The organism is Simiaoa sunii, from assembly GCF_014337175.1.
In the GTDB taxonomy this organism is placed as follows: domain Bacteria; phylum Bacillota; class Clostridia; order Lachnospirales; family Lachnospiraceae; genus Acetatifactor; species Acetatifactor intestinalis.
Genome location: NZ_CP060633.1, coordinates 896,614 through 917,461, shown reverse-complemented (window position 1 = coordinate 917,461; position 20,848 = coordinate 896,614). Strand labels below are relative to the sequence as shown.

Sequence of the window (20,848 nt, the reverse complement as noted above, 5' to 3'; positions counted from 1 at the left end):
GTTATCTTACCTTATTTCAGTTCTTTATCCGATCAGCCAGTCATACATCTCCTGATATTTTCCGGCAGATACCTTCCAGGAGTAGTCAGTGGCCATGGCACGATCCACGATCTTATTCCACTCTCTCTTCCTGTCATAGTAAATATGCTCCGCATAGCGGATTGTATTCAGCATCTCGTGTGCATTGTAATTCGTAAAGCTGAAGCCCGTACCGGTGCTCTCATACTCATTATAGGGCTGTACGGTATCCTTCAGTCCGCCGGTCTCTCTGACGATAGGTACGGTGCCGTAACGCAGCGCGATCAACTGACTCAGACCGCAGGGCTCGAACAGAGACGGCATCAGGTAAGCGTCACAAGCCGCATAGATTTTATGGGACAGTGCGTCTGAATAATAAATGTTGGCAGACACCTTGTCTCCATACTTCCAGTCGAAATGACGGAACATATTCTCATAACGTTCCTCACCGGTGCCCAGTACCACGAACTGGATATCATCCTGACACAGTTCATCCATGACATAGGCGATCAGATCCAGACCCTTCTGGTCTGTCAGTCGGGATACCAGACCGATCATCATCTTCTTATCATCTACGCGAAGTCCAAGCTCTTCCTGCAGGGCATGCTTATTCTTCACCTTTTCCTTGCGGAAATTCACTGCATTATAGGCTTTTACGATATTTTTGTCTGTCTCCGGATTGAACTCTCCATAGTCGATACCATTGACGATACCGCGCAGATCATGACTTCTCGCACGCAGCAGTCCGTCCAGACCCTCACCGTAGAACGGCGTCTTGATCTCCTCCGCATAGGTATCACTTACGGTAGTCACCGCATCCGCGAATACGATACCGCCCTTCAGCAGGTTCGCATCCTTATAAGCCTCTAACTTGTCAGAGGTAAAATAATACTCCGGCAGTCCGGTAATGCTCTGTACCGTCTTCACATCCCATTTTCCCTGGAACTTCAGGTTATGTATGGTGATAACGGACTTCATGTTGCGGTAGAAATCTCCACCATGGAAACGCTCCTTCAGGTATACAGGGATCAGGCCTGTCTGCCAGTCATGGCAATGGATCAGATCCGGCTGAAAATTCAAAAGCGGTAATGCCGACAGCACTGCCTTACAGAAATATGCATACTTTTCGATCTCATATCTGGGATCATCCCCATAAGGCTTGAAACCACCAAAATAGCTCTCATTATCAATGAAATAATAATGCACCCCGGCTTCTTCCGCTTCCAGAACACCTACGTACACATTCTGCCAGTTGAAATCCATGTAGAAATGTGTCACATACTTGAGTTTATCCTTCATCTCCTGCTTCATACAGGTATACTTCGGAATAAACACTCTTACATCAAAATACTCCTTGTCAATATACTTCGGCAAAGATCCTACGACATCCGCAAGTCCTCCGGTCTTGATAAAAGGTACTCCTTCCGATGCGGCAAAAAGAATTTTTTTCATGTAAACCCTCCACATATGCTACGGCTTGTATTTCAAAACATAGATTGATTATACCATGTTTACGATTCATAGAAAAGAGGGCAGCGATAATTTACAAATCTTTTAGAGTCTGCGGTTTTGCCTCAGTTTCTGTAAGAAAGTCGGATCCTGTCAGCGATCAGCGCGATAAATTCCGAATTGGTAGGTTTGCCTTTGCCCGTGTCGATCGTGTAACCGAACATGGAATCCAGGGTCTCCATGCGCCCTCTGCTCCAGGCAACCTCAATGGCATGGCGGATAGCGCGCTCTACGCGGCTGGGTGTGGTCTGAAAACGTTTGGCGATGGTCGGATACAGGATCTTCGTGATGGAACTGATCATCGCCGGATCCTCCACCGACATCATGATAGCTTCCCGCAGATACTGATACCCTTTGATATGTGCCGGGACTCCGATCTCATGGATCATATCCGTGACATCCTTTTCCAAGTCATGGATGACTTCCTGGGTCTGCTCCTTTTTTTCTGTCGCTTTTACTGTGCTGTCTTTGGCATTTTTCGTAGAAGGAACCGTGATCATAATTTGGAATTCCTTGTTGGCATTCATCAGATCCCCCAGGATTTTGTATACTTTTTCATTATCCTTTGTAGTTGTAATGTTTAATTTTTCCATTAAACTACCTCCATGACTACAAAACTACTTTTTTCACGTACCGTTCTATTATAAATAGATATGCGTCATGGCTTCAAGCAGAACCCATCGCAAGATTTTTCCAAATTTCGCAGGCTAAAACGTTAAAAAAGGCGCCCGGAATGACCCGGACGCCAATAAGAGGGAAAATGTATAAGTAGAAAAACTACGAGTAAAGCAAATTAAATTAATGATGCTCTGCCAGGGTGTGAAGGGCTTCCTTGATGGCTGCCTTCACAGTCTCATCCTGTTCTGCATTCAGTCTGTGCAGCAGATAGGTCTTGGCATATTCGGTACCGATGCTGCCTAATGCTTTTGCTGCTTCGACACGGATCTTCGGATCCGGATTGTCGATCATGTGGGCAATGCTGTTCACGCTGTCCTCATCCTTGATCCGGCTCAGAGCTTCCAGTGCGGCTACCACCACGGTGTCATCGGAAGAGCTCAGATATTTGATAATCTTGTCGGATTTTCCTTTCTCCTGTAATTTCTGAATCTTACTTAAATCATGTTGTTCCATAAACACGCGCCTCTTTCTTTCTGCCAGCGCGGGGGCGGTAAAATCGTCTCCGGATCATCACTGTATGTCGCCTGTGGTGATTGGCTTCTCTTGATAATGTTATGATAACACCTTATCTGTCAGAAAACAATTATAGTAAAATGAAGGATTTCTAAAAATTCTATAACCTCATTCTACTTACGTTCAAATAAATCGCACCGGACTTCTAATGCATGATAATCCAATGCTGACTTTACATATCCTGCCGTTGTATCATTCATTGCTTTCTGCTTATATAACAATTTTGCATTATCCATAATCTTTTCACGGTTTTTACGAATAAATATCATCTCATTTTGTACAAGGTCCTTATAGTTACTATCCTCTTCATTTTCCAAATCATACAATTCCAGTTCCGATGCCGGAACCGGTATCATGTGGCTAATTCTTAATGTTCCCTTTAATTCCTTTTTGCCTGCGGCATTTTTGACTACGATGCGAATGATTGGTATAATACTTTTTCTGATCACCTTATCTTTACCCGCTATCTGATAATCGGAATTCTTCGGCGACGACATAGGTATATAATAATTGTATCTGTCAATATGTAGCACCACTCCCAAATATTTTCTTGTATGTGTACTTGTATTCACTTTGTTGGAATATACATTCGGGAAATTCTCTCGAAGCCATTCCACATATTCATCCGAAATACTGTACAATTTGAATTCTTCCATTATACTTCCTTTCTTCGGTATAAAACAAAAAGAGAGCAAATATTTTACTATTTGCTCTCTCAGAATTTAAGATTCTCCACTTATATGGCAGGAGCTCTCCCGAGTTTAAAATCTTCCACTTATATGGCAGGAACTCTCCCGATAATCAATTCCTTATCTATTAATCATTATATGCTTTCTTAATGAAAAAAGCAATGAGTATTTTAGCAGCACTTGTCCCATCACGTTTTTTATACTATACTGATATCATCAAATCGAAAGAAGGTACTCTCATGACAAAACAGGAAATCAGCGAGATCAAAAAGCTGTTCACCCCGAAAAACTGCTCTATCACAAGAATCTGCGGATGCTATGTGGATGGAGAGAAGAATAAAAAGACCGAATTAAAGCAGGCGTTTCTGGCACTGCCGGAGGAGGAAATGTTCAAGTATTTCGAGATTCTGCGGAAGAGTCTGTCCGGCACCATCGGCAAGAATCTGCTGAATCTGGAGTTCCCGTTAAAGAGTGAAACGGAGGGCGGTACGCAGGAATTCCTGCTGCGTCTCAGAGACAGCCGTCTGAAGGACGATGCATTGCTTGAGCAGTTCTACGACCGTATCATCGAGTCTTATGAATATGTGGGCAATTATCTGATCCTGCTGATCCACGATGCCTACGATGTACCGGGACGCACCAGAGACGGCATTGAAATGGAGGATGCTTCCGATGAAGTCTATGACTATATCCTTACCTGCATCTGTCCTGTGGATCTGTCCAAGCCGGGACTAAGCTACAACGCAGTGGAAAACACCTTCCAGAACCGTATCCGCGACTGGGTGGTAGGCATGCCGGACGCTGCTTTCCTATTCCCCGCATTTAATGACAGAAGCACTGACCTGCACAGCACACTGTACTATTCCAAGGATGCGGAGGAATTAAAGGAAAACTTTGTGGATCTGATGTTAGGCTGTCCTCTTCCTCTGTCCGCAGGCGGTCAGAAGGAAACCTTCCAGTCACTGGTGGAGGAGACATTAGGCGATACCTGTGCCATTGAAGTAGTAAAGAACATTCATGAAAAAATGAGCGAAATTGCCCAGGAGCATAAAGAAGATCCCGAACCTGTCATGCTGGATAAAAATGAAGTGAAAACGATCTTCGCCAGCAGCGGTGTAGCGAACGACCGCATGGACGTCTTCGATCAGTGTTTTGATGAGACTGCTGGAGAGAACACAGCTCTCATGATGAGCAATGTCTATAACCCCCGCAGTTTCGAAGTCAAGACACCGGATGTAGTCATCAAGGTCAATCCTGAGCGCACGGATCTCGTCAACACGAAGCTGATCGACGGCAGACAGTGTCTCGTTATCGAGCTGGACGGTAATATCGAAGTCAACGGCATCACCGTCCGGGCTGCCGGAAGCGGGGACAGGGAAGAATCTGAAGAATAAACCACCTGCCAAACGACAAGAATCGCACAACGAACTTGTGTAAAAAACCAGGAACAGCCTTACGAATCCAAACATCCGAAAGCTGTCCCTGGTTTTATTTTATGCGAAATCAACTATTAAATCTTGAAGTACTGCATGCTCTCAGCCAGTTCATCCGCAATCTTCTTCAGCTGTCCGGCACTGTCATATACCTGCTTAAAGGTATCCAGAACCTCCTGTGTCTCGGTATAGGTCTGCTGCGTACTATCTACATTGTCATGCGCAATCTGCGAAAGCTGCTCCACAGCCTCCATGACTTCTCCACGGGACTCAGCCAGTCTGCCGGTACTCTCTCTGATCTGCAGGATACTCTGCATGGAAGCTTCAATCTCCTTCAATACCTCTGAGACATTGGCTCTGGTCTCCTGCATACTTCCACTCTGTTCGGTGATGATCTCCTGCATCCGCTGCATGATCTCCATTTCCCGGGCGGAATCTTCCATCAATGCTTTCGTGGTCTCTTCAATTTCGTGACCGGACTGGTTAGACTGCTCTGCCAGCTTCTTGATCTGGTCAGCCACTACGGCGAATCCTCTTCCGCTCTCTCCGGCTCTTGCCGCCTCGATGGAAGCATTCAGGCTTAACAGGTTCGTCTCTTCCGCGATTGATGTTATAAACTCCATCGCTGCATTGATTTTCTGAATGGAGGCATTGGTTCTGTCTGTCTGCTCCTTGACCTCTCCGATGATCCGCTCCACTTCTTCATTGATATGGCACAGCTGTGCCAGCGTATCTGCGGTCTTCTTACTGGACTTCTGCATGGAAGCTGCATTTTGGTTCAACGTATCCACTTCTGTGGATGTCTCTGTGATATGCTCTCCCATGATCCGCATATTCTCGGAAGTACTCTCTGAATTCTTCGACTGCTCCGTAGAATTTGCCACCACCTGACTTACAGCGTTCTGTACTTCATTCATGGTACCGTTGGTAGTATCTGCTGCATTTCCCAGCGCCCTGGAAGCCTCCAGCAGACTCGCAGAATTCTCGGAAATTCCCTTTAATATTCCCTTCAAGGTATCCTTTAGCTTTACCGTAACCCGCGACAGATCTCCGATCTCGTCCTTCCTCTTTAACATCTTGTCATCAACCCAGACGGTCAGATCACCCTCTGCGACCTTACCCATGATGCTGATACTTTTCTTGATATTGTGGCTGATAGATGTCGCAAGCTTCAGCCCCACGCCGATGCACAGGATCATTGCCACGCATACTGCTGCACCAATGCCGAAAATGATTCCGTTTACTACCGCATCCTTGTTTTCTTTATCGGTACCGACAAATACCATACCAATAATCTCATCATCGGAGCCATTCTGATAGACCGGCATGAAATAGCCGTAATTCATAACGCCGTCCAGAGATACCGCACTGCTGAAATACTCTTCTCCGTTCTGTAATACCTTCTCCACGATCCTGTCTCCCGCCGGGGAATTCAGAATCCGATCCCCGTTACTGTCCAGAGCAGAAGTCATGATGCGACGGTCCCCGTAGAAAAAGGTCACATCCATTCCGGTATTGTCCCTGATCCGATCCACCAGGCTCTCGGAACGGGAGATATTATAGCTGCCTTTCCAGATGTCGCCATTACTGGATTCCATATAGTCACCGGTGTTCTGGTCATACGCTGCCAGCGTTGCCGCAGCCGTTCCCTTCAGTCCTTCTTCGATTTCGTCCATCATGGAACTGCGTACCGTCGTCAGCATAAAAAAGATGGATAACAGTCCTAACAATACTACCGGTCCGATGGTCATTGACAGAATCTTTTTTTGTATACTCATGAAAATGCCCCCTATTCTACCACAGATACGGTCTTGAAATACCAGTTGATACCACCGGTAATCGTTGCATCATCCAGCGTCGTTCCCTCTTTGCCCACGGTCTCTCCCGTATTCGTCTCGATCACGCCGTCAAATACCCCGTTTTCTCCGGATAAAATCTGCTTTTTGGCTTCCTCTACCTTCTCTTTCGTGCCTTCCGCACAAAAGTCCGCCAGATCCGTGATGCCTACCAGATTTTCATTCATGCCGCCGTAGTAATTGCTGCCGTCCCAGCTGCCATCGATAATGCTCTGGACAGCCGCTGTATAATAGGCACTCCAGTTCCAGATGACGCTGCACAGGCAGGACTGCGGAGCATCCTTACTCATATCCGAATTATATCCGATACTGTACACACCCTTTTCCTGTGCCAGCGTCTGGGGATATACGGTATCACAATGCTGTGCGATCACATCACACCCCAGATTCAGAAGTGTCTGTGCCGCAGCTTTTTCTCCCTCGGGATCGTACCAGCTGTTTGTCACCCTTACATATACTTTTGCGTCCGGATTGACCGAATAGATGCCGAGTGCAAAGGCATCAATACCGCCGGTGACTTCCGAATTGGAAGAATCCATAGCTGCCACATACCCGATTTTATTGGAAGAAGTATTCATTCCCGCCACGATACCGCTCAAATATCTCGCCTGATAAATTCTGCCGAAATAGTTGTTGAAATTTTTACCGTTGCTCAGGTAGCCGGTGCCATGGGAGAAGTACACGTCCGGATATTCTTCCGCCATTTCCGCTGTAGTTTCCATATATCCCCAGCTGGTAGTGAAGATGATATTACAGCCTTCATCAATACATTCCTGAATTGCCTGTCTGGTCTCCTGCGTATCACTGTCATTGACATTAATCTTGCGGATGATCTGATCATCTGATAATCCCAGATTCTGCTGCATTCCCTGAATTCCCAGATCATGCGTATATGTATAACCGCTGCCCTCCGCCGGATCCGACAGATGCAGTACTCCTACCTTGATCTCCTCCTTTGGAATCCCTGCAGTCTGTGTTGTTGCGCTGCTGCCGCTTTCCGACTGCACCACCTGCGTAGTCCCATTGCTACCCCTTGCCTCATATCCGATGTTTGTAGCATAATCGTCCACTTCGCCGGTATTTCCGCAGCCTGTCAGTAATGCACACCCCAGAAGAATTGCCGCTGTCTTCCAAAAGTTTCCTGTTTTACCTCTTCCCATATACAAGTACCCCTTTCTCTTTTGTAGTCTATGTATATCTCTTATCTCTACCGTCTGATTTCTCAGAATCGGTTGATTCTACAAATATAAACTACAGCCTTCCCTTATTCCCTGCTGCCATGGCAGGTAAAATAAATCACCTGATACTCTTTCGCGATCTCTGTAAGGAACCGCATTGCTCCCTTGGTCCGGTTCTCATCCAGATTCACAAAAGGGTCATCCAGAATCAAAAACGGCTTCTGTTCCTCATACATGGCTTCCACCAAAGCAAGTCTCATACAGATACCGATCAGGTCACGGTTGCCCAGACTCAGATATCCGATGTCTCGGGGCATATTGCCTTCAACGACCTGCAATCTGGTATTGGCATCCATCTGATAATTTTCGCATTCCGTTCCCGTGAGAATTCTGTAATATTTCCGGAACCCCTGCATGACAGGTTCTGTATATTTCGCAGTGAACGAACTCTTTGCCTGTTCCAACAGATTTTTTGTCATTCCAAGCAATTCATATTGTTTGAGTCCTTCCTCTGTCTTCTCCTGCAACGCTTCAAGCTCTTCCTGCATATTTTCCACATTATCCCAGGATTCCTGTAAGTCGGAAAGTTGTTTCTGATAGCTGTCAATGGTCTGAAAACGTTCTTCCATACGCTCCGAAAGGACCTGCATTTCATCTGCCAGACTTTCCAGGGATTCCTCTCCCTCCGGGAGCTTCAGTGCCAGAAGTGCCGGAATGTCCTCTTTCGCTTCAAACGCTTTTATCTCCTGCTCGATTCTCCGATATTCCTGTAACTCCTTCTCATAATCCTTTCTATGACTTTCCAGTTCGGCCAACTGTTCTTCCGGATGCTCCTCCGGAATCAGCTGCAACGACACAAAATAGTCTTTTACCTGTTCTTCCAGCGCTTCGTATTTCTGTTTTTGCTGTAAATATTTCTTTTGTTTTTCCAGTAAAAGCTGTCTCTGTCTGCACTTTCCCGCCAGTTCATGCAATGCCGCAAGATAATTTTGTGTTTCCGGTACTTCTCCGTATTCTGCAAAAAACTGCTGCAAATCTTTCTGCAATGCGGCAATTCTCGCAGTCTTTTCATCCGATCCGTCCTGCTTCTGCCGCTCCAAAAGTGCCTCGTAATCTTTTCTCTTATTCTGCAGTTCCACAAGCCAGGAGGTCAGTTCCAGTCCTTCCCGAAGTCCCCAACGAGTGCAGAAATCCTCAATCTGTCCTTCCTCTATGCGGATCTGTGCCTCAAGTTCTTCCATTTCCTGTTCCAAATAGGAAAGCTCTGTATTTTCTCCCGTTTGGACTTTGGATCTGCCTGCTGTAAACAACAGTGCCGCTGCCACAGTTGCAATTCCCAGTACGATCAGGACTCCTCCGATCACTCCCTGTCCCAACAGGATCACAGCAAAACCGCCAAGCGATAAAAGAATGCCAAAAAGCAACAGCATTTTTTTCCTTTTACCTGCTTCTTCCTGTTCCCGCATGCATCTGGCATCTTCCTGTGCCTGTATGGATTGCAGGGTTTTCCTCTGTATTTCTTTCGCCTGCAGAAGACTTTTTCCTTCATTGCGGTTCGTCCAGGCATTTTTTACACTGTCGATCTCCGCCTCCTGCGGCATTCCTTCCGCAAAATATCCGGAAAGCTCCTCTAACCGTCTGCTCTCTTCCCCTGACAGGGCATTTTTTCTTATCGTACTTTCCAGGCTCTCAAGTTCTTGTGCCTCAGCATATTTTTCTTCCAGCCGGGCATTGTCCACCATGGGAAAATTATCTTTACACTGCGCCTGTTCTTCCTCTGTCAGGCAATAGATTTCCATTGCTTTGCGGACAGAAATCCCCTGATTGCAGATGGCTGTTTTTTCGCGTAATTCTTCCCCTTTTGGTATCACGCCGTTAAAATAGCTTTCCGCTTCTTTTAAAGTCTGCTGTCTCTGTGCCATTTTTGCACGCAGATCCAGGTACTTCTCTTTTTTCGCCTGTTGATCCTTATAAATTCCCAGTTTCTTTTGTCTCTCCTGCAGTTCTGTCAGTTCCGCAGAAAGCTTTTCTCTCTCCTCGATCGCCGCCTTTTTCCGGGTATCAATACTTTCCATCGTATTCTGTATCTCCTGCCCGTTACGGATCTGCGTCTTCAGTTCCGTAATGCGGTCCTTGCTCTGACGGAGCGATCCGGTCTTACGAGAGGGTGACATGCTGTTTAACAGATCGTTCAACCGCTTGTCCGCTGTCTCAAAATTATTGATATCGTCCGTATTCTCCGCCAGATTCCCGATCTTGGCATTGATGCCGTCCGTAACAAAGGTCTCGCAGTCATTCTGTGAGATGAAAATCGTTCGTTCAAAGGATCCTGCGTCGATCCGGAACAACTCTTCTCCCAGATTTTGTGTGAAATCTCTGCATGGCAGATTTGTTTTCGTATCTGTCAGCTGAAATTCATCTTCTGCGCTTTTACTTCCGAAGGTTCTGCGGACAGAATATTGCTTTCCTTCACTTTCAAATTGCAGTTCTCCGCCGTAGACGCCCTTTTGCCAGGGACTGTATCTCTTCCTCTCATTTTCCAGCGGATCTCTCTTCCCTTCATTCCGGAATCCGAAAAGCATAACGCGTAAGAATGCTGCCAGGGTGCTTTTTCCCCAGCCGTTTTCCTCACAGACGGTGTTGCAGCCATCTGTAAAGTCATATGTAAAATCACTTAGTTTTCCGAAATTCTCAATGTGACATTTGATCAGTTTCATACGTCCAGGATCTCCTCTCCGGCCAGTGCCTGCAATCCGTAATGTATCACTGTCGCCTTATCCTCTTCCGACAGATCCCCTCTGCCCATGACCGTACGGATAAATTCTCCTTTTAAGGACTTGTCCTTTGCAAAAGCAGCATAATCCACCAGATACGCAGAGTTGTCCTTAATCTTCACAAAATAAAAAAGGTGGCTGAACTGATGTAGCAGAAAATCAATATCCTTTTCACTTTCCACATCTATTTTCCCGACCAGTTCATACTTGATCAGACTTTTCTCCGGGTAACCTTTCCCGGCTGTCTCATCTCTCATCCGTTCCAGGATTTCCGTCGTGGATTCACAACCGGTAATATCCACCGGAATGGTATAGAGTTTCCGGGATGCGAAAGGAATAAAAGTACTGTCAATTGTACCTGTCAGCTCATCAATGTCAAGCATCACAAAACCATGCTCTCCGCATTCGTCAAACCCTCTGCCCTCCAGACAGCCGGAATAGCAATAGACGCCTCTCGCATCCAGACGCTCTTTTTTATAGCTGTGGATGTGTCCCAGGGCAAGATAATCAATTCCCTTATTTTTCAATGCCGTCAGATGAATGATCTCCGCCTTATCTCTCGCACTGTATTCCGATTCCTGCCCATGCAGGACTACAATGTTGCATTGATCTGCGTCCAGAGACAATGTATGATAGATGCTTCCGCTGTTTTCCGGTGTCAGTTCCACCCCGGTAACTGCAACTCCCTTACCTGAGGTATTCTCCGTCCCTGAAAGTTCATAGCTTGTCCAGTTGTTCCCAAATAGATGAAGATTCTCCGGAAGTTCCGAAAGACTGGACGTAAAGCTTCCTTCGTCATGATTCCCCTGTAAGTAATAAAAAGCTATTTGGGGATGTCCCTGAATTAAGTCTTTTACCACATTCCGGGCGGTAGCGGATACGTTTTTCGTATCGAACAGATCCCCTGCAATAATGATCGCCGCCACGCCCTGTTCTGCCCCGTATGCAACCATATTCTGAAAGGTGGTCAACAATTCCGTCTTACGTTCTCTCGCTTTTTCTTTGGTCAGATTTGCACTCATTTTGGAATCCAGATGGATATCCGCACAATGGATGATTTTCATATTGCTGCCTCCCGCATTAACCCTGTAGCACCTGTTGCAAAAGATTGTAACGATGCAGAACCTCATTCGCAAAACTGCATCTTTGATGTTCTCGTTTTGCAGACATATTCATTATATACGAATCTTTGTTCGATTACAACAAAAACGTATCGGTAGTGAGACATTCGGTCTCGTTTTCCGATACGTTTTTTTAAGATGCTGAATCACCTGTGTTTATGATTATACCTGCAGTCTGCCGGCTGTAATGAGTTTTCCGGATTTTCTGTCAAATAACAGAATATCTTCTCCACCGATCTCGAACTTCACTTCCTGGCCGATCTTGTAGGCGGTATTGCCGAAGACCACGCCGGTCAACAGGAAATCACCGATACGAAGCTTAATCGTGGATTCCATACCCGTGGGCATGGCACCGTAGATCACGCCGTCCAGTCCTGCGCCATCGTGTAATTGCAGGGCTTCGGGACGTACACCGATGACAAAATCCTCGTTGGTGATCACGGGAGCTTCCTGCAGTGCATAATCATCCTCGTTCACTCTGGCAATATGATACTTGAAGACTTCATCCTTGTTGGATTTCTCCACAGCTTTCTTATCCTGCATTTTCTCTTTGTGACGGGCTGCCTCATCGGCTTCGTTCTTATCTCTCTCTGCAAACCATCTCTGCAGATCCAGATGTTCTTTTGGAACAAACTTTGCCTTTCTACCGTCTAAGATCGTCACATCCAGGCTGCCGTTTTCATTCTGCACACCCTTGGCTTCGATAAAATTAATGGAAGGATTTCCTACGAAATCAGCCACAAACAGGTTGTTGGGTCTGCTGTACACAGTCAACGGTGCTTCATACTGCTGCAGCACACCGTTGTTGATCAGGCAGATCTTCGTTGCCAGTGTCATAGCTTCCATCTGGTCATGGGTTACATATACGAAGGTGCTTCCGGTCTCTACATGCAGACGCTGCAGTTCATATCTCATTTCCAGACGGAGTTTCGCATCCAGGTTAGACAGTGGCTCATCCATGAACAGTACCTGGGGTTCCGGTGCCAGTGTTCTGGCAATAGCAACTCTCTGCTGCTGTCCACCGGACAGTTCTGCGGGATAACGGTTCATGAACATTCCGATCTTAACGATACGGGATACTCTGCGTACCGCCAGGTCTATCTCTTCCTTGGAATATTTTCTGACCCTGGTTACTACCTTGCCACCGGATACGACTTCGAATTTCTCGTTAAGCTCTTCCCCTTTTTCCTTATGACCTGCCAGGATGCTGTCCAGCTTGGCAGTCAGTTCCTGCTTCTTTTGTTTTGATACACTTTCTTTGTCTGCTGCCTCGTGGAGTTTATAATTATACAGCTCCTTTGCAGTATAGATAGAAATGGTATAATTATCGATCAGCTTCAGGTAGACCATATCCAGGTCTAATTTTCCCTTTTTATCTCTACATTCCTCAATGAGTTTTACCAGCTCTCCCGGATTCTCCAGTGCCTTGATCATACTTTTTAAAGCTTTGGCATCCTCATCGATCACGGGAAGTTCTTCCTTGATATTGCCCAGTCCGAAGGAGATGTTCTGGTATACCGTCATGTTCGGCCACAGTGCGTAGTTTTGGAACAGGAATCCGACTTTTCTCTTATTTGCAGGAACATTGATTCCCGCTTCACTGTCGAATACCACCCGGTCTCCGATCTTGATCTGCCCGCTGGTAGGGGTCTCCAGACCGGCGATCATACGTAAAGTAGTGGTCTTGCCGCAACCGGAGGGACCAAGCAGAGTGATAAAGGAATTGTCCTCCATATCCAGACTCAGATCATCTACCGCATAGAATTTTCCCCAACGTTTTGTAACATGTGTTAATTTGATTTCCGGCATAGTTATTTACCTCCGATACCTTCATCCAGGCTGGCCCCGGTCAGTTTATTTACCAAAGTGTTAAAGATCAGGATCGTTACGATCAGGATCAGGTTGATGGCGCTGGAAAATGCATACAGTCCCATCTCATCGAAATAATCCAGTGTCGTGGAGAGGATAAAGCCCTGCGTACATAGCAGTAAGAACAGGGACAGCTCTCGCAGACAGGTCATGAACGGAAGCATATATCCGTTGATAATGGAAGACTTCTGGATCGGAATGATGATCCGCAGCATCCGCTTGTACCAGGGAATATCCTGGATGATGGCCGCTTCCTCGATCTCTCCCGACAGCTGTAGCATGGAGTTCAGTGCACTTCTGCTGGCGAAAGGAATGTACTTGATCACGCCTGCGATGATCAGCAATGTGTAAGTATTGAACAGGTTGATCTTGTCATTGGAGAACAGGATGAAGAAGGCTGCGCCCACTGCCAGGGACGGCATCAGGTACGGCAGGAATGCCACACCATTGACGTAATTTGCCCACTTGCTTCTCCGGTTCTTGGATACTGCATAACCGATCAGAGTACCGATGGTACCTGCGATCAGAGCACAACATACAGCGACTAACATCGTTCCCTTGAATGCTCTCCAGATCAGCGGATTGTGAAGGATACCGGGCTGTCCGTACAGAGCACCGGCTCCGTTGTTATCCGTCAGCCACCACTTGGTGGTCAGAGCACTGGGATCCATGGTGTACAGGAAACTGTAATCTCCCGGATTCGGAAGGAAAGTCTCCAGTGCGAAGGACAAGATCGGGAAAATACTGGTGAAGAAGGTGATAACGATCAGAATGACCGCGATCAGGTATTTTCCAATCTTTCCTAAGTTGATCTTGGAGATCTGTCCGGATTTACCGGTAACCGTCGTATAATTCTTACGGCTCTTTAAGCTCATCTGGTTCATTAACAGGATCGCCACACCAAAGATCATCATGATGATGGCAAGAATACTGGCTTCCCCGGTATACTTGGAGTTCATGGAGATGTACTTTGTGGATAGAGTGGTCAGTCCCAGATAGTGAGGTACGGGATAACTTCCCATGGCGCTTCCGAATACCAGCAGGATCGTGGAAAGGATCGCCGGCTTTACCATAGGTAAGGTAATGCGGAACATGGTCTTCCACTTCGGTGTATCCAAAATCGTCGCTGCTTCCTCCAGATTGGCATCCATGTTGCGGAAGATGCCGCCGATCAGTATGTAGGCAAAGGGGGCGTAATGCAGTCCCAATACCACTGCACTGGGGAACAATCCCAAGCACCACCATTTCGGCATCGTAATATTAAAAAGCGAAGCCAGCAGTCCGTTGGAGGTTCCGGTGACTACATTACTGTTGAATACATTCTGCCATACCACTGCCAGTGTCCACTGGGGCATGATGTAGGGGAAAATAAAAATGGAGCTTAGATATTTTTTACATTTTAAATTGGTTCTCGTAATTAAGAATGCGAACAAACCGCCGAACAAAATGGAGATCAGGCAGGTAAAGACTGCCAAAAGAACAGTATTTAACAGCGGTGTCCACAGATTTGTTCTCGCCAGTTTACTGGTGAACAGATCCACATAGTTGGCAACGGAATATCCGCTTGCTTTTCCGGTAAGATGTGCATCGATGGTGCCTGGATGGATCTTGAAGGTATCCTCGACGATTGCCACGATCGGCGCCACTGTGGTAAAAGTAAGTACGATACCAAACAGAAGCAGAATGATATTTTGTGGCTTGGAGAAATACGTCTTGATCTTGTTCAGAACAATCACCATCTTGCTTGTTTTTTTTGTGGCACTCTGATTCATGGTTAACCTCTCTTCCCAATACAAGCTTTTGGTCCTGTAAACCATCCACCCCTGCGAATAAGAAAACTGCTACTTACATGCAGGCATGATGTAGCAGATTTTCTTATTCTGACAGGACGAATAGTCACTTTTCTATATCATATATCACTCATATCACTCAGCAGTATACTTCGGTAACAGTTCGATCCAGCTTCCTACCGTGAAGGATACGGATGCGCAGTACTCAGGATCTTCCAGCACCAGTTCGCCATCGGTAGACCACCAGTCGAAGCCTCTGTCATTCTTGCTCTCGTATACAACATTACCGTTCTCATCATTACCGCCGGTGCTGTGCTGATAGGTAGCTTCGATTGCCTTTGCCACTTCAGGGTTAGCGGAATAACCGCCCATGTCTTTGCCCCATGCGCTGAAGCCGTCTTCCGTACAGGTCATGTATGCGATGAAAGCACATGCAGTCCAGGGCAGCGGGCTGTTATCGGTAACAAACAGATAATGGCAGTAACCGTAGCCACCAATTCCCTTATAACCATCCTGATAAGCGGCAACCTTAATATTGTTCACAGATACACCTGCGGATTCTTCTACGGAACGCAGTTTACTGTATACTAACAGTCCACACTGATCGGTAGCGGAATCGGATACCAGCGTATTACAGATAGGTCCATCATCGGTTTGGGCATTGTAGCTGCCTACCCAGAGCTTGATCCATGCCAGGGCATATTTACCATCAGCGCCTAAGCCTAAATCATTGGCTTCGGATTCCATCTCATCAATCGTGGGCTGGAAGTAAGCCTGCTCATCAGCGGGTAATGCATTGAAAGCATCCTTTAACATGGCTGCGTATTTGTCTTCGGTCAGCATGTACAGGAAATTCTTACCTACAACCTCGGAATCAATATCCATGAACAATGCGTGAGTTCCTTCCGCTACGAAGTCCCAGCAGTTGTCATATACTTTATCTCCAGTACAGTTGTATTCGAATACCTTATTCAGCGTCTGTAATGCCAGATAACCGTCCACCGCATCGGGTGTGGTTCCGTTAGCCTCTGCCCATTCCTTGGGAATGAACGTATCCAGTATTCCGGTCTGTGTCATCTTGGATTCGATCTGATTACCATCTTGGATCAGGGTCATTGCGAAGGTTCCTTCCGGCTTCAGGGAATCAGCGGTCAGCTGTTCAAAGATCTTGTTGTTCTTAGGCTGCTGCCAGTCAAATTCCATGCTGTAAGAAGGATCAATAGACTGCAGATACTCGATGAACAGAGGAAGTGCTGCTTTACCACGGCTGGAATTACCTACACCGTAAAAGGTCTTGCCGTTGGATTCTTCGATGGCCTTCTGTGCCAGTTCCTCCATGGTCATTCCTTCTGCCTGTTTGATGATCTGCTGAGTTGCAGTAAGATTTGCGTCGTCGGCTACCTCCGGGGTCTTGGTCTCTGCCACCGTCTCGGTTCCGGCTGTCTGTGTGTTATCTGCGCTTCCAGTTGCCTGGTTCTGGGTCTCGTTGCTGCCGCATCCGGCTAACATACCAACACTCAGTGCACAGATCATAAGTAACGATACTACTCTTTTCTTCATATGCTGTCCTCCCTTGAAACATATAGTTTGTATAACCCTTCATGGTCCACGTACTTGGAATGGGATGTTTCCCTCTTCCGTTCTGATGATTCTATTATACGTTGGGAATTCAGCAATTTGTATAAGGCAAAACTGTTATTATTTTAATATTTCTGATACTATGTATAGTTTTTCTGATATTTTATCGTTTCTTTTGTGCATCTTTGTGGTTTTACATGCTTCTGTCCTGGTATTCAGAGGGAGTAACACCAACAATCCTCTTAAAGCTGCTGGAAAAATGTGCAACATCACGATAGCCCACCTGCTCCGCAACTTCATACACCTTATTCCGGCAGTCATTCAACAGTTTCATGGCAGTGCGCATACGAACTCTGGTGATGTATGCCGCCACCGTGTAATCCGTCTCCCTCTTGAATGTATGACTCAAATGTCCTTCACTGATCCCCAGGTGCTCTGCGATCTCTGCCACACACAGTTCCGGATCCCCATAATGAGCGGAAATATAGTCTACGGCTGCCATGACATATTTGCTCTTGTCGCCTTTATTTAAGACTAGTTCGGGAAGCGGCTCATCCTTGCTGTTTTCCAATTTTTCCTGTGTCCTCTTACGTTTCTCCAGTGCATTGTTCACTGCCTGTTCCAGTTCCCCGTCTCCAAAAGGCTTTAACAGATAGTCACTGGCCAATAATTTCAGAGCGCTCTGCGCATAGGAGAATTCACTGTAAGCAGTTAAAAAGATCACACTGACATCATTGCCTTCTGCCCGCAGTTCCTTCAGCATTTCGATGCCGTCCATTTTGGGCATACGGATATCGCAGATCAACAGATCCGGATGATATTTCCGCACGGCTTCCAGTCCTTCGATCCCATTGCCGGCTTCCGCCACGACGACACAGTTCAGTCCCTGCCAGTCTGTCTCCATCACGATTCCTCTGCGCACCAGCATCTCATCATCGATCACGATCACTTTGTACATCGTATTACTCCCTCCATTGTCTCTTCCCGTTTTCGGTATTTCCCCACTATCCGGTAAAAATTCCTCTCTGTCCGTTGCTCTGTATCGGTTCCTCAGGCTTCTCCGTATCTTACCGGCAATCGTAATGTCACTTTCGTACCGTGGACTTCGCCTTCCTCTTCTGTTCGCTGTCCGTCCATAGGGTTTTCGGCGTGTGAGGTAAGGCTCTCCATATGAATGCCGTATTCTTCCCCATAGGTCAGCCGGATGATGGTATCCACGTTAGAGACCCCGATATGCCCCACCAGCTGCTCCTGTCTTCTGTGATTGATGGCATCTATCCGTTCTTCGGGAGCGCCGCAACCGTCATCGGTTACTTCAATACACAGAACATCTTCCTGTCCTGTGATCCGCACAAGGATATTTCCTTCTTCACTCTCCTTTAATCCGTGTAGTACCGAGTTCTCCACGATGGGCTGTATGATCAGCTTGGGGATCACACACTCTTCCAGTCCCTCCTGCAGATCCACGGTGTACGAGAACTTATCATTGAAACGAATCTTCTGGATATCTACATAACAGTTCACCAGTTCCAGTTCTTCTTTCAGATAGATGAACTGTCTCTTGGAGATACTGGTCCTAAGGATCTTCGCCAGTCCCGCCGCCATGGTAGCGATCTCCGGGATATGGTTGGCCTTCGCCACCCATTTCATGGTGTCCAGTGTGTTATACAGGAAATGAGGATTCAGCTGTGCCTGCATCATGGCAATATGGGAAGCATTGAGTTCCTTCTGCTTCTCCACCTTATCCTGCACGCTTTGCTCCAGTTCGTTGGCCATGATATTAAAGTTCCGGGACATCTGTCCCAGCTCGTCCTCTCTGTCGGAGACGATCCTGACGGTAAGGTCTCCTTCCTGCAGTGTACGCATGGCCGTATTCATCCGTTCGATAGGACGGGTCATATTTCTACCCAGCCGGGAAGCCACCAAAACACACAGAATGACACTGATGGTCAGCATCACGATCAACACACTGTACATGGAGTTCAATACTTCTGTTGAAAACACGCTGGGACAGGACAATGCAGTATACAATCCACTGTCTCCCAGCGGTTGGACCAGCAGTTCTCCGGCACGATATACTCCCAGCAGCTTATGACCAACCATGAGTTCTTCCCGGATCTGCTCTTCCTGCAGGTTACCATTATCATAAATGGTTCTCCAGAAGGGGTCCATGATTGCTACCTCCACTTTGGCATTTCCCTTATCATGAAGCACTTTTTCAAAATTTTCTGCGCGCATGCTGATCACAATATAACCTTCCGGTATACCGTCTTTTCCCATAAGTTTACCCGCTGCATACAATAAAATCTTGCTGTCATTAGTATCTGCACGCCGCAGCACCAGCGTCTCTTTACTATCCTCGACTGCTTTCAGGATGCCCCAGTATACCGGCAGATCTGTCTTGGCACTTCCCTGTGCCGTAGTGTAAATACATTTTCCGTTTTTATCATACAGATCAAATTGGGCATATTCTCTGTAATCAGCCACTTCCCGATAGAATTGCAGGTAAATCTTGCTCTTCGACCAGGTGTCATCTTCACCTATCTGTTCCACGATCCGGGTGTTAGCATTTATATTCTCCACTACCATCTCGAACTCCTGAAACAATTCCAATATGCCGGCATCTATCTGTTCCGCCTGCTCTGTTACTTTTTTCTCATAATCGCTGTTGATCTTGGTCTCCATAGTCTGGATCAGGAATACCCCAAAAAGCAATAACGGCAATAACGCAACTACACCGAAGCAGACCAGCAACTGTCTGTGAAACGACTTTTTAATCCACTTTTTCATCTGTTCTCCCCTGTAACGTCTCCCATGTGTTCAGAATTTTTTCCTTTTCCTGAGAAGCCCAATGAATATCATAATCGATCGTTTTTAATTTTGTCTGCTCCGGTGCTGCATACTCTTCCATATCATTGCGGACAGTTCTCCGGAAAAAGACTTCCTCCACCAGTCTCTGTACATCACTACTTACGGTAAATTCCAGAAATAATTTAGCATTTTCCATATGCTTTGCGCCCTTGACGATCGCTGTAGCGTCCGGTATGGCACTGGTGCCGTCCGTGGGGTAGATCACTGTAATATCTGCCCCTTCCAGAATCTTTTGTCTCGCCATTCCCTCCGTGGTAATACCTACCAGTCTGGTTCCGGCATTGACTTCCTCCAGTACTGCTACAGATGAGGGTGACAGGTAACCATCCAGTGCACCGGTAAAATCCTCCAGCGTCTTCTGCGCATCCTGATCCGATACCTGAAGCATCGTACAGAGTGCTGTATAGCTACTGCCGGATTTCGTGGGATCTGCGAACGCGATCTTTCCCTTCCAACGATCGGTCTGCAATTCCTCCCAGGTTCTCGGAGCCGCTACGGGATAGACCAGTTTATTGTTATAGATAAATACAGTCGGTAACACAGAAAAGGGCGTATAGGCATCTCCCTCCGTGCGATACTGTTCCGCAATTTGGTCGATTTCGCTGACCTTATAAGGTTCCAGATAGTCTCTGCACTCCTCAAAATTTTCAACACCTCCACCAAACATGACGTCAAAGGTACCGGGTGCATCCTGTTGTAATTCATCAAAAAGTGCCAAAGTATCTCCTGCTTTGAGCTCCACAAAAATCCCTGTACGTTCCTCAAATTCCTTGATGATCGGTTCGTATACATCTGCTTTGTGAGCGGTATAGACGATCAGTTTTCTGTCCTCCGGGATCTGATAGACCGTCTCTTCGGACTTGCTGCAGCCAGTAAGTATCAGGAGCGCCGCAGTCAGTCCGGACAGAACAGATATTCCTACTTTATGTTTTTTACTATACGAAGTCCTCATAACTTTGCCCTTATCTTTT

Annotated in this window: 14 protein-coding genes and 1 pseudogene; 1 reads left to right on the top strand and 14 read right to left on the bottom strand. The window is 46.6% G+C overall.

What is annotated here, in order from left to right; translation table 11 throughout:
- Positions 1-24: 24 nt before the first annotated feature.
- The 4 genes and pseudogenes from glgA to H9Q77_RS04285 all read right to left on the bottom strand — a co-directional run bounded on the left by glgA (position 25) and on the right by H9Q77_RS04285 (position 3,374).
- On the bottom strand, positions 25-1,470 hold the full coding sequence (glgA, locus tag H9Q77_RS04300; RefSeq protein ID WP_118693087.1) for a glycogen synthase GlgA: 1,446 nt from the start codon (positions 1,468-1,470) through the stop codon (positions 25-27).
- A gap of 122 nt (positions 1,471-1,592) precedes the next feature.
- Positions 1,593-1,937, bottom strand: a pseudogene (locus tag H9Q77_RS04295) (sporulation initiation factor Spo0A C-terminal domain-containing protein); the annotation flags it as partial.
- Positions 1,938-2,325: 388 nt separating this feature from the next.
- Positions 2,326-2,658 (bottom strand): HEAT repeat domain-containing protein, encoded by a 333-nt coding sequence (locus H9Q77_RS04290; protein WP_249326624.1) that lies wholly within the window; start codon positions 2,656-2,658, stop codon positions 2,326-2,328.
- A gap of 173 nt (positions 2,659-2,831) precedes the next feature.
- Positions 2,832-3,374: a type III toxin-antitoxin system ToxN/AbiQ family toxin gene (locus H9Q77_RS04285; protein WP_249326623.1), complete on the bottom strand. Its 543-nt coding sequence runs from the start codon at positions 3,372-3,374 to the stop codon at positions 2,832-2,834.
- 272 nt (positions 3,375-3,646) lie between these two features.
- Between H9Q77_RS04285 and H9Q77_RS04280 the strand changes: the two genes are divergently transcribed.
- Positions 3,647-4,801: a DUF4317 domain-containing protein gene (locus H9Q77_RS04280; protein WP_249326622.1), complete on the top strand. Its 1,155-nt coding sequence runs from the start codon at positions 3,647-3,649 to the stop codon at positions 4,799-4,801.
- A gap of 116 nt (positions 4,802-4,917) precedes the next feature.
- Here H9Q77_RS04280 and H9Q77_RS04275 read toward each other — a convergent pair whose 3' ends face one another.
- From H9Q77_RS04275 to H9Q77_RS04230, 10 genes are all read right to left on the bottom strand, one after another.
- A complete protein-coding gene (locus tag H9Q77_RS04275) occupies positions 4,918-6,618 on the bottom strand; it encodes a methyl-accepting chemotaxis protein (RefSeq protein ID WP_249326621.1) in 1,701 nt (566 codons plus the stop codon).
- Between the two features lie 11 nt (positions 6,619-6,629).
- Positions 6,630-7,856 (bottom strand): BMP family ABC transporter substrate-binding protein, encoded by a 1,227-nt coding sequence (locus tag H9Q77_RS04270; RefSeq protein ID WP_249326620.1) that lies wholly within the window; start codon positions 7,854-7,856, stop codon positions 6,630-6,632.
- A gap of 104 nt (positions 7,857-7,960) precedes the next feature.
- Positions 7,961-10,591, bottom strand: coding sequence for an AAA family ATPase (locus tag H9Q77_RS04265; protein WP_249326619.1), 2,631 nt, complete (start codon positions 10,589-10,591; stop codon positions 7,961-7,963).
- Positions 10,588-11,712: a metallophosphoesterase family protein gene (locus tag H9Q77_RS04260; protein WP_249326618.1), complete on the bottom strand. Its 1,125-nt coding sequence runs from the start codon at positions 11,710-11,712 to the stop codon at positions 10,588-10,590. The genes H9Q77_RS04265 and H9Q77_RS04260 overlap by 4 nt, the downstream gene beginning before the upstream one ends.
- 219 nt (positions 11,713-11,931) lie before the next feature.
- Positions 11,932-13,578: an ABC transporter ATP-binding protein gene (locus tag H9Q77_RS04255; protein ID WP_249326617.1), complete on the bottom strand. Its 1,647-nt coding sequence runs from the start codon at positions 13,576-13,578 to the stop codon at positions 11,932-11,934.
- A gap of 2 nt (positions 13,579-13,580) precedes the next feature.
- Complete coding sequence (locus H9Q77_RS04250; RefSeq protein ID WP_249326616.1) at positions 13,581-15,410, bottom strand: ABC transporter permease; 1,830 nt, start codon at positions 15,408-15,410, stop codon at positions 13,581-13,583.
- Positions 15,411-15,563: 153 nt separating this feature from the next.
- Positions 15,564-16,988: a hypothetical protein gene (locus tag H9Q77_RS04245; RefSeq protein ID WP_118693101.1), complete on the bottom strand. Its 1,425-nt coding sequence runs from the start codon at positions 16,986-16,988 to the stop codon at positions 15,564-15,566.
- Between the two features lie 211 nt (positions 16,989-17,199).
- Positions 17,200-17,964 (bottom strand): response regulator transcription factor, encoded by a 765-nt coding sequence (locus H9Q77_RS04240; RefSeq protein WP_118693102.1) that lies wholly within the window; start codon positions 17,962-17,964, stop codon positions 17,200-17,202.
- Positions 17,965-18,056: 92 nt separating this feature from the next.
- Positions 18,057-19,796: a sensor histidine kinase gene (locus H9Q77_RS04235; RefSeq protein ID WP_118693103.1), complete on the bottom strand. Its 1,740-nt coding sequence runs from the start codon at positions 19,794-19,796 to the stop codon at positions 18,057-18,059.
- Complete coding sequence (locus H9Q77_RS04230; RefSeq protein ID WP_118693104.1) at positions 19,780-20,829, bottom strand: extracellular solute-binding protein; 1,050 nt, start codon at positions 20,827-20,829, stop codon at positions 19,780-19,782. Before H9Q77_RS04230 ends, H9Q77_RS04235 begins: the two co-directional genes overlap by 17 nt.
- Positions 20,830-20,848: the final 19 nt, after the last annotated feature.

What these genes read in the sequence shown, in the direction of transcription:
- H9Q77_RS04245 (WP_118693101.1), bottom strand. Translation starts at nt 16,988, where the DNA reads ATGAAGAAAAGAGTAGTATCGTTACTTATGATCTGTGCACTGAGTGTT.
- H9Q77_RS04280 (WP_249326622.1), top strand. Translation starts at nt 3,647, where the DNA reads ATGACAAAACAGGAAATCAGCGAGATCAAAAAGCTGTTCACCCCGAAA.
- H9Q77_RS04240 (WP_118693102.1), bottom strand. Translation starts at nt 17,964, where the DNA reads ATGTACAAAGTGATCGTGATCGATGATGAGATGCTGGTGCGCAGAGGA.
- H9Q77_RS04260 (WP_249326618.1), bottom strand. Translation starts at nt 11,712, where the DNA reads ATGAAAATCATCCATTGTGCGGATATCCATCTGGATTCCAAAATGAGT.
- H9Q77_RS04230 (WP_118693104.1), bottom strand. Translation starts at nt 20,829, where the DNA reads ATGAGGACTTCGTATAGTAAAAAACATAAAGTAGGAATATCTGTTCTG.
- H9Q77_RS04290 (WP_249326624.1), bottom strand. Translation starts at nt 2,658, where the DNA reads ATGGAACAACATGATTTAAGTAAGATTCAGAAATTACAGGAGAAAGGA.
- H9Q77_RS04235 (WP_118693103.1), bottom strand. Translation starts at nt 19,796, where the DNA reads ATGAAAAAGTGGATTAAAAAGTCGTTTCACAGACAGTTGCTGGTCTGC.
- H9Q77_RS04275 (WP_249326621.1), bottom strand. Translation starts at nt 6,618, where the DNA reads ATGAGTATACAAAAAAAGATTCTGTCAATGACCATCGGACCGGTAGTA.
- H9Q77_RS04285 (WP_249326623.1), bottom strand. Translation starts at nt 3,374, where the DNA reads ATGGAAGAATTCAAATTGTACAGTATTTCGGATGAATATGTGGAATGG.
- H9Q77_RS04270 (WP_249326620.1), bottom strand. Translation starts at nt 7,856, where the DNA reads ATGGGAAGAGGTAAAACAGGAAACTTTTGGAAGACAGCGGCAATTCTT.
- H9Q77_RS04255 (WP_249326617.1), bottom strand. Translation starts at nt 13,578, where the DNA reads ATGCCGGAAATCAAATTAACACATGTTACAAAACGTTGGGGAAAATTC.
- H9Q77_RS04250 (WP_249326616.1), bottom strand. Translation starts at nt 15,410, where the DNA reads ATGAATCAGAGTGCCACAAAAAAAACAAGCAAGATGGTGATTGTTCTG.
- H9Q77_RS04265 (WP_249326619.1), bottom strand. Translation starts at nt 10,591, where the DNA reads ATGAAACTGATCAAATGTCACATTGAGAATTTCGGAAAACTAAGTGAT.
- glgA (WP_118693087.1), bottom strand. Translation starts at nt 1,470, where the DNA reads ATGAAAAAAATTCTTTTTGCCGCATCGGAAGGAGTACCTTTTATCAAG.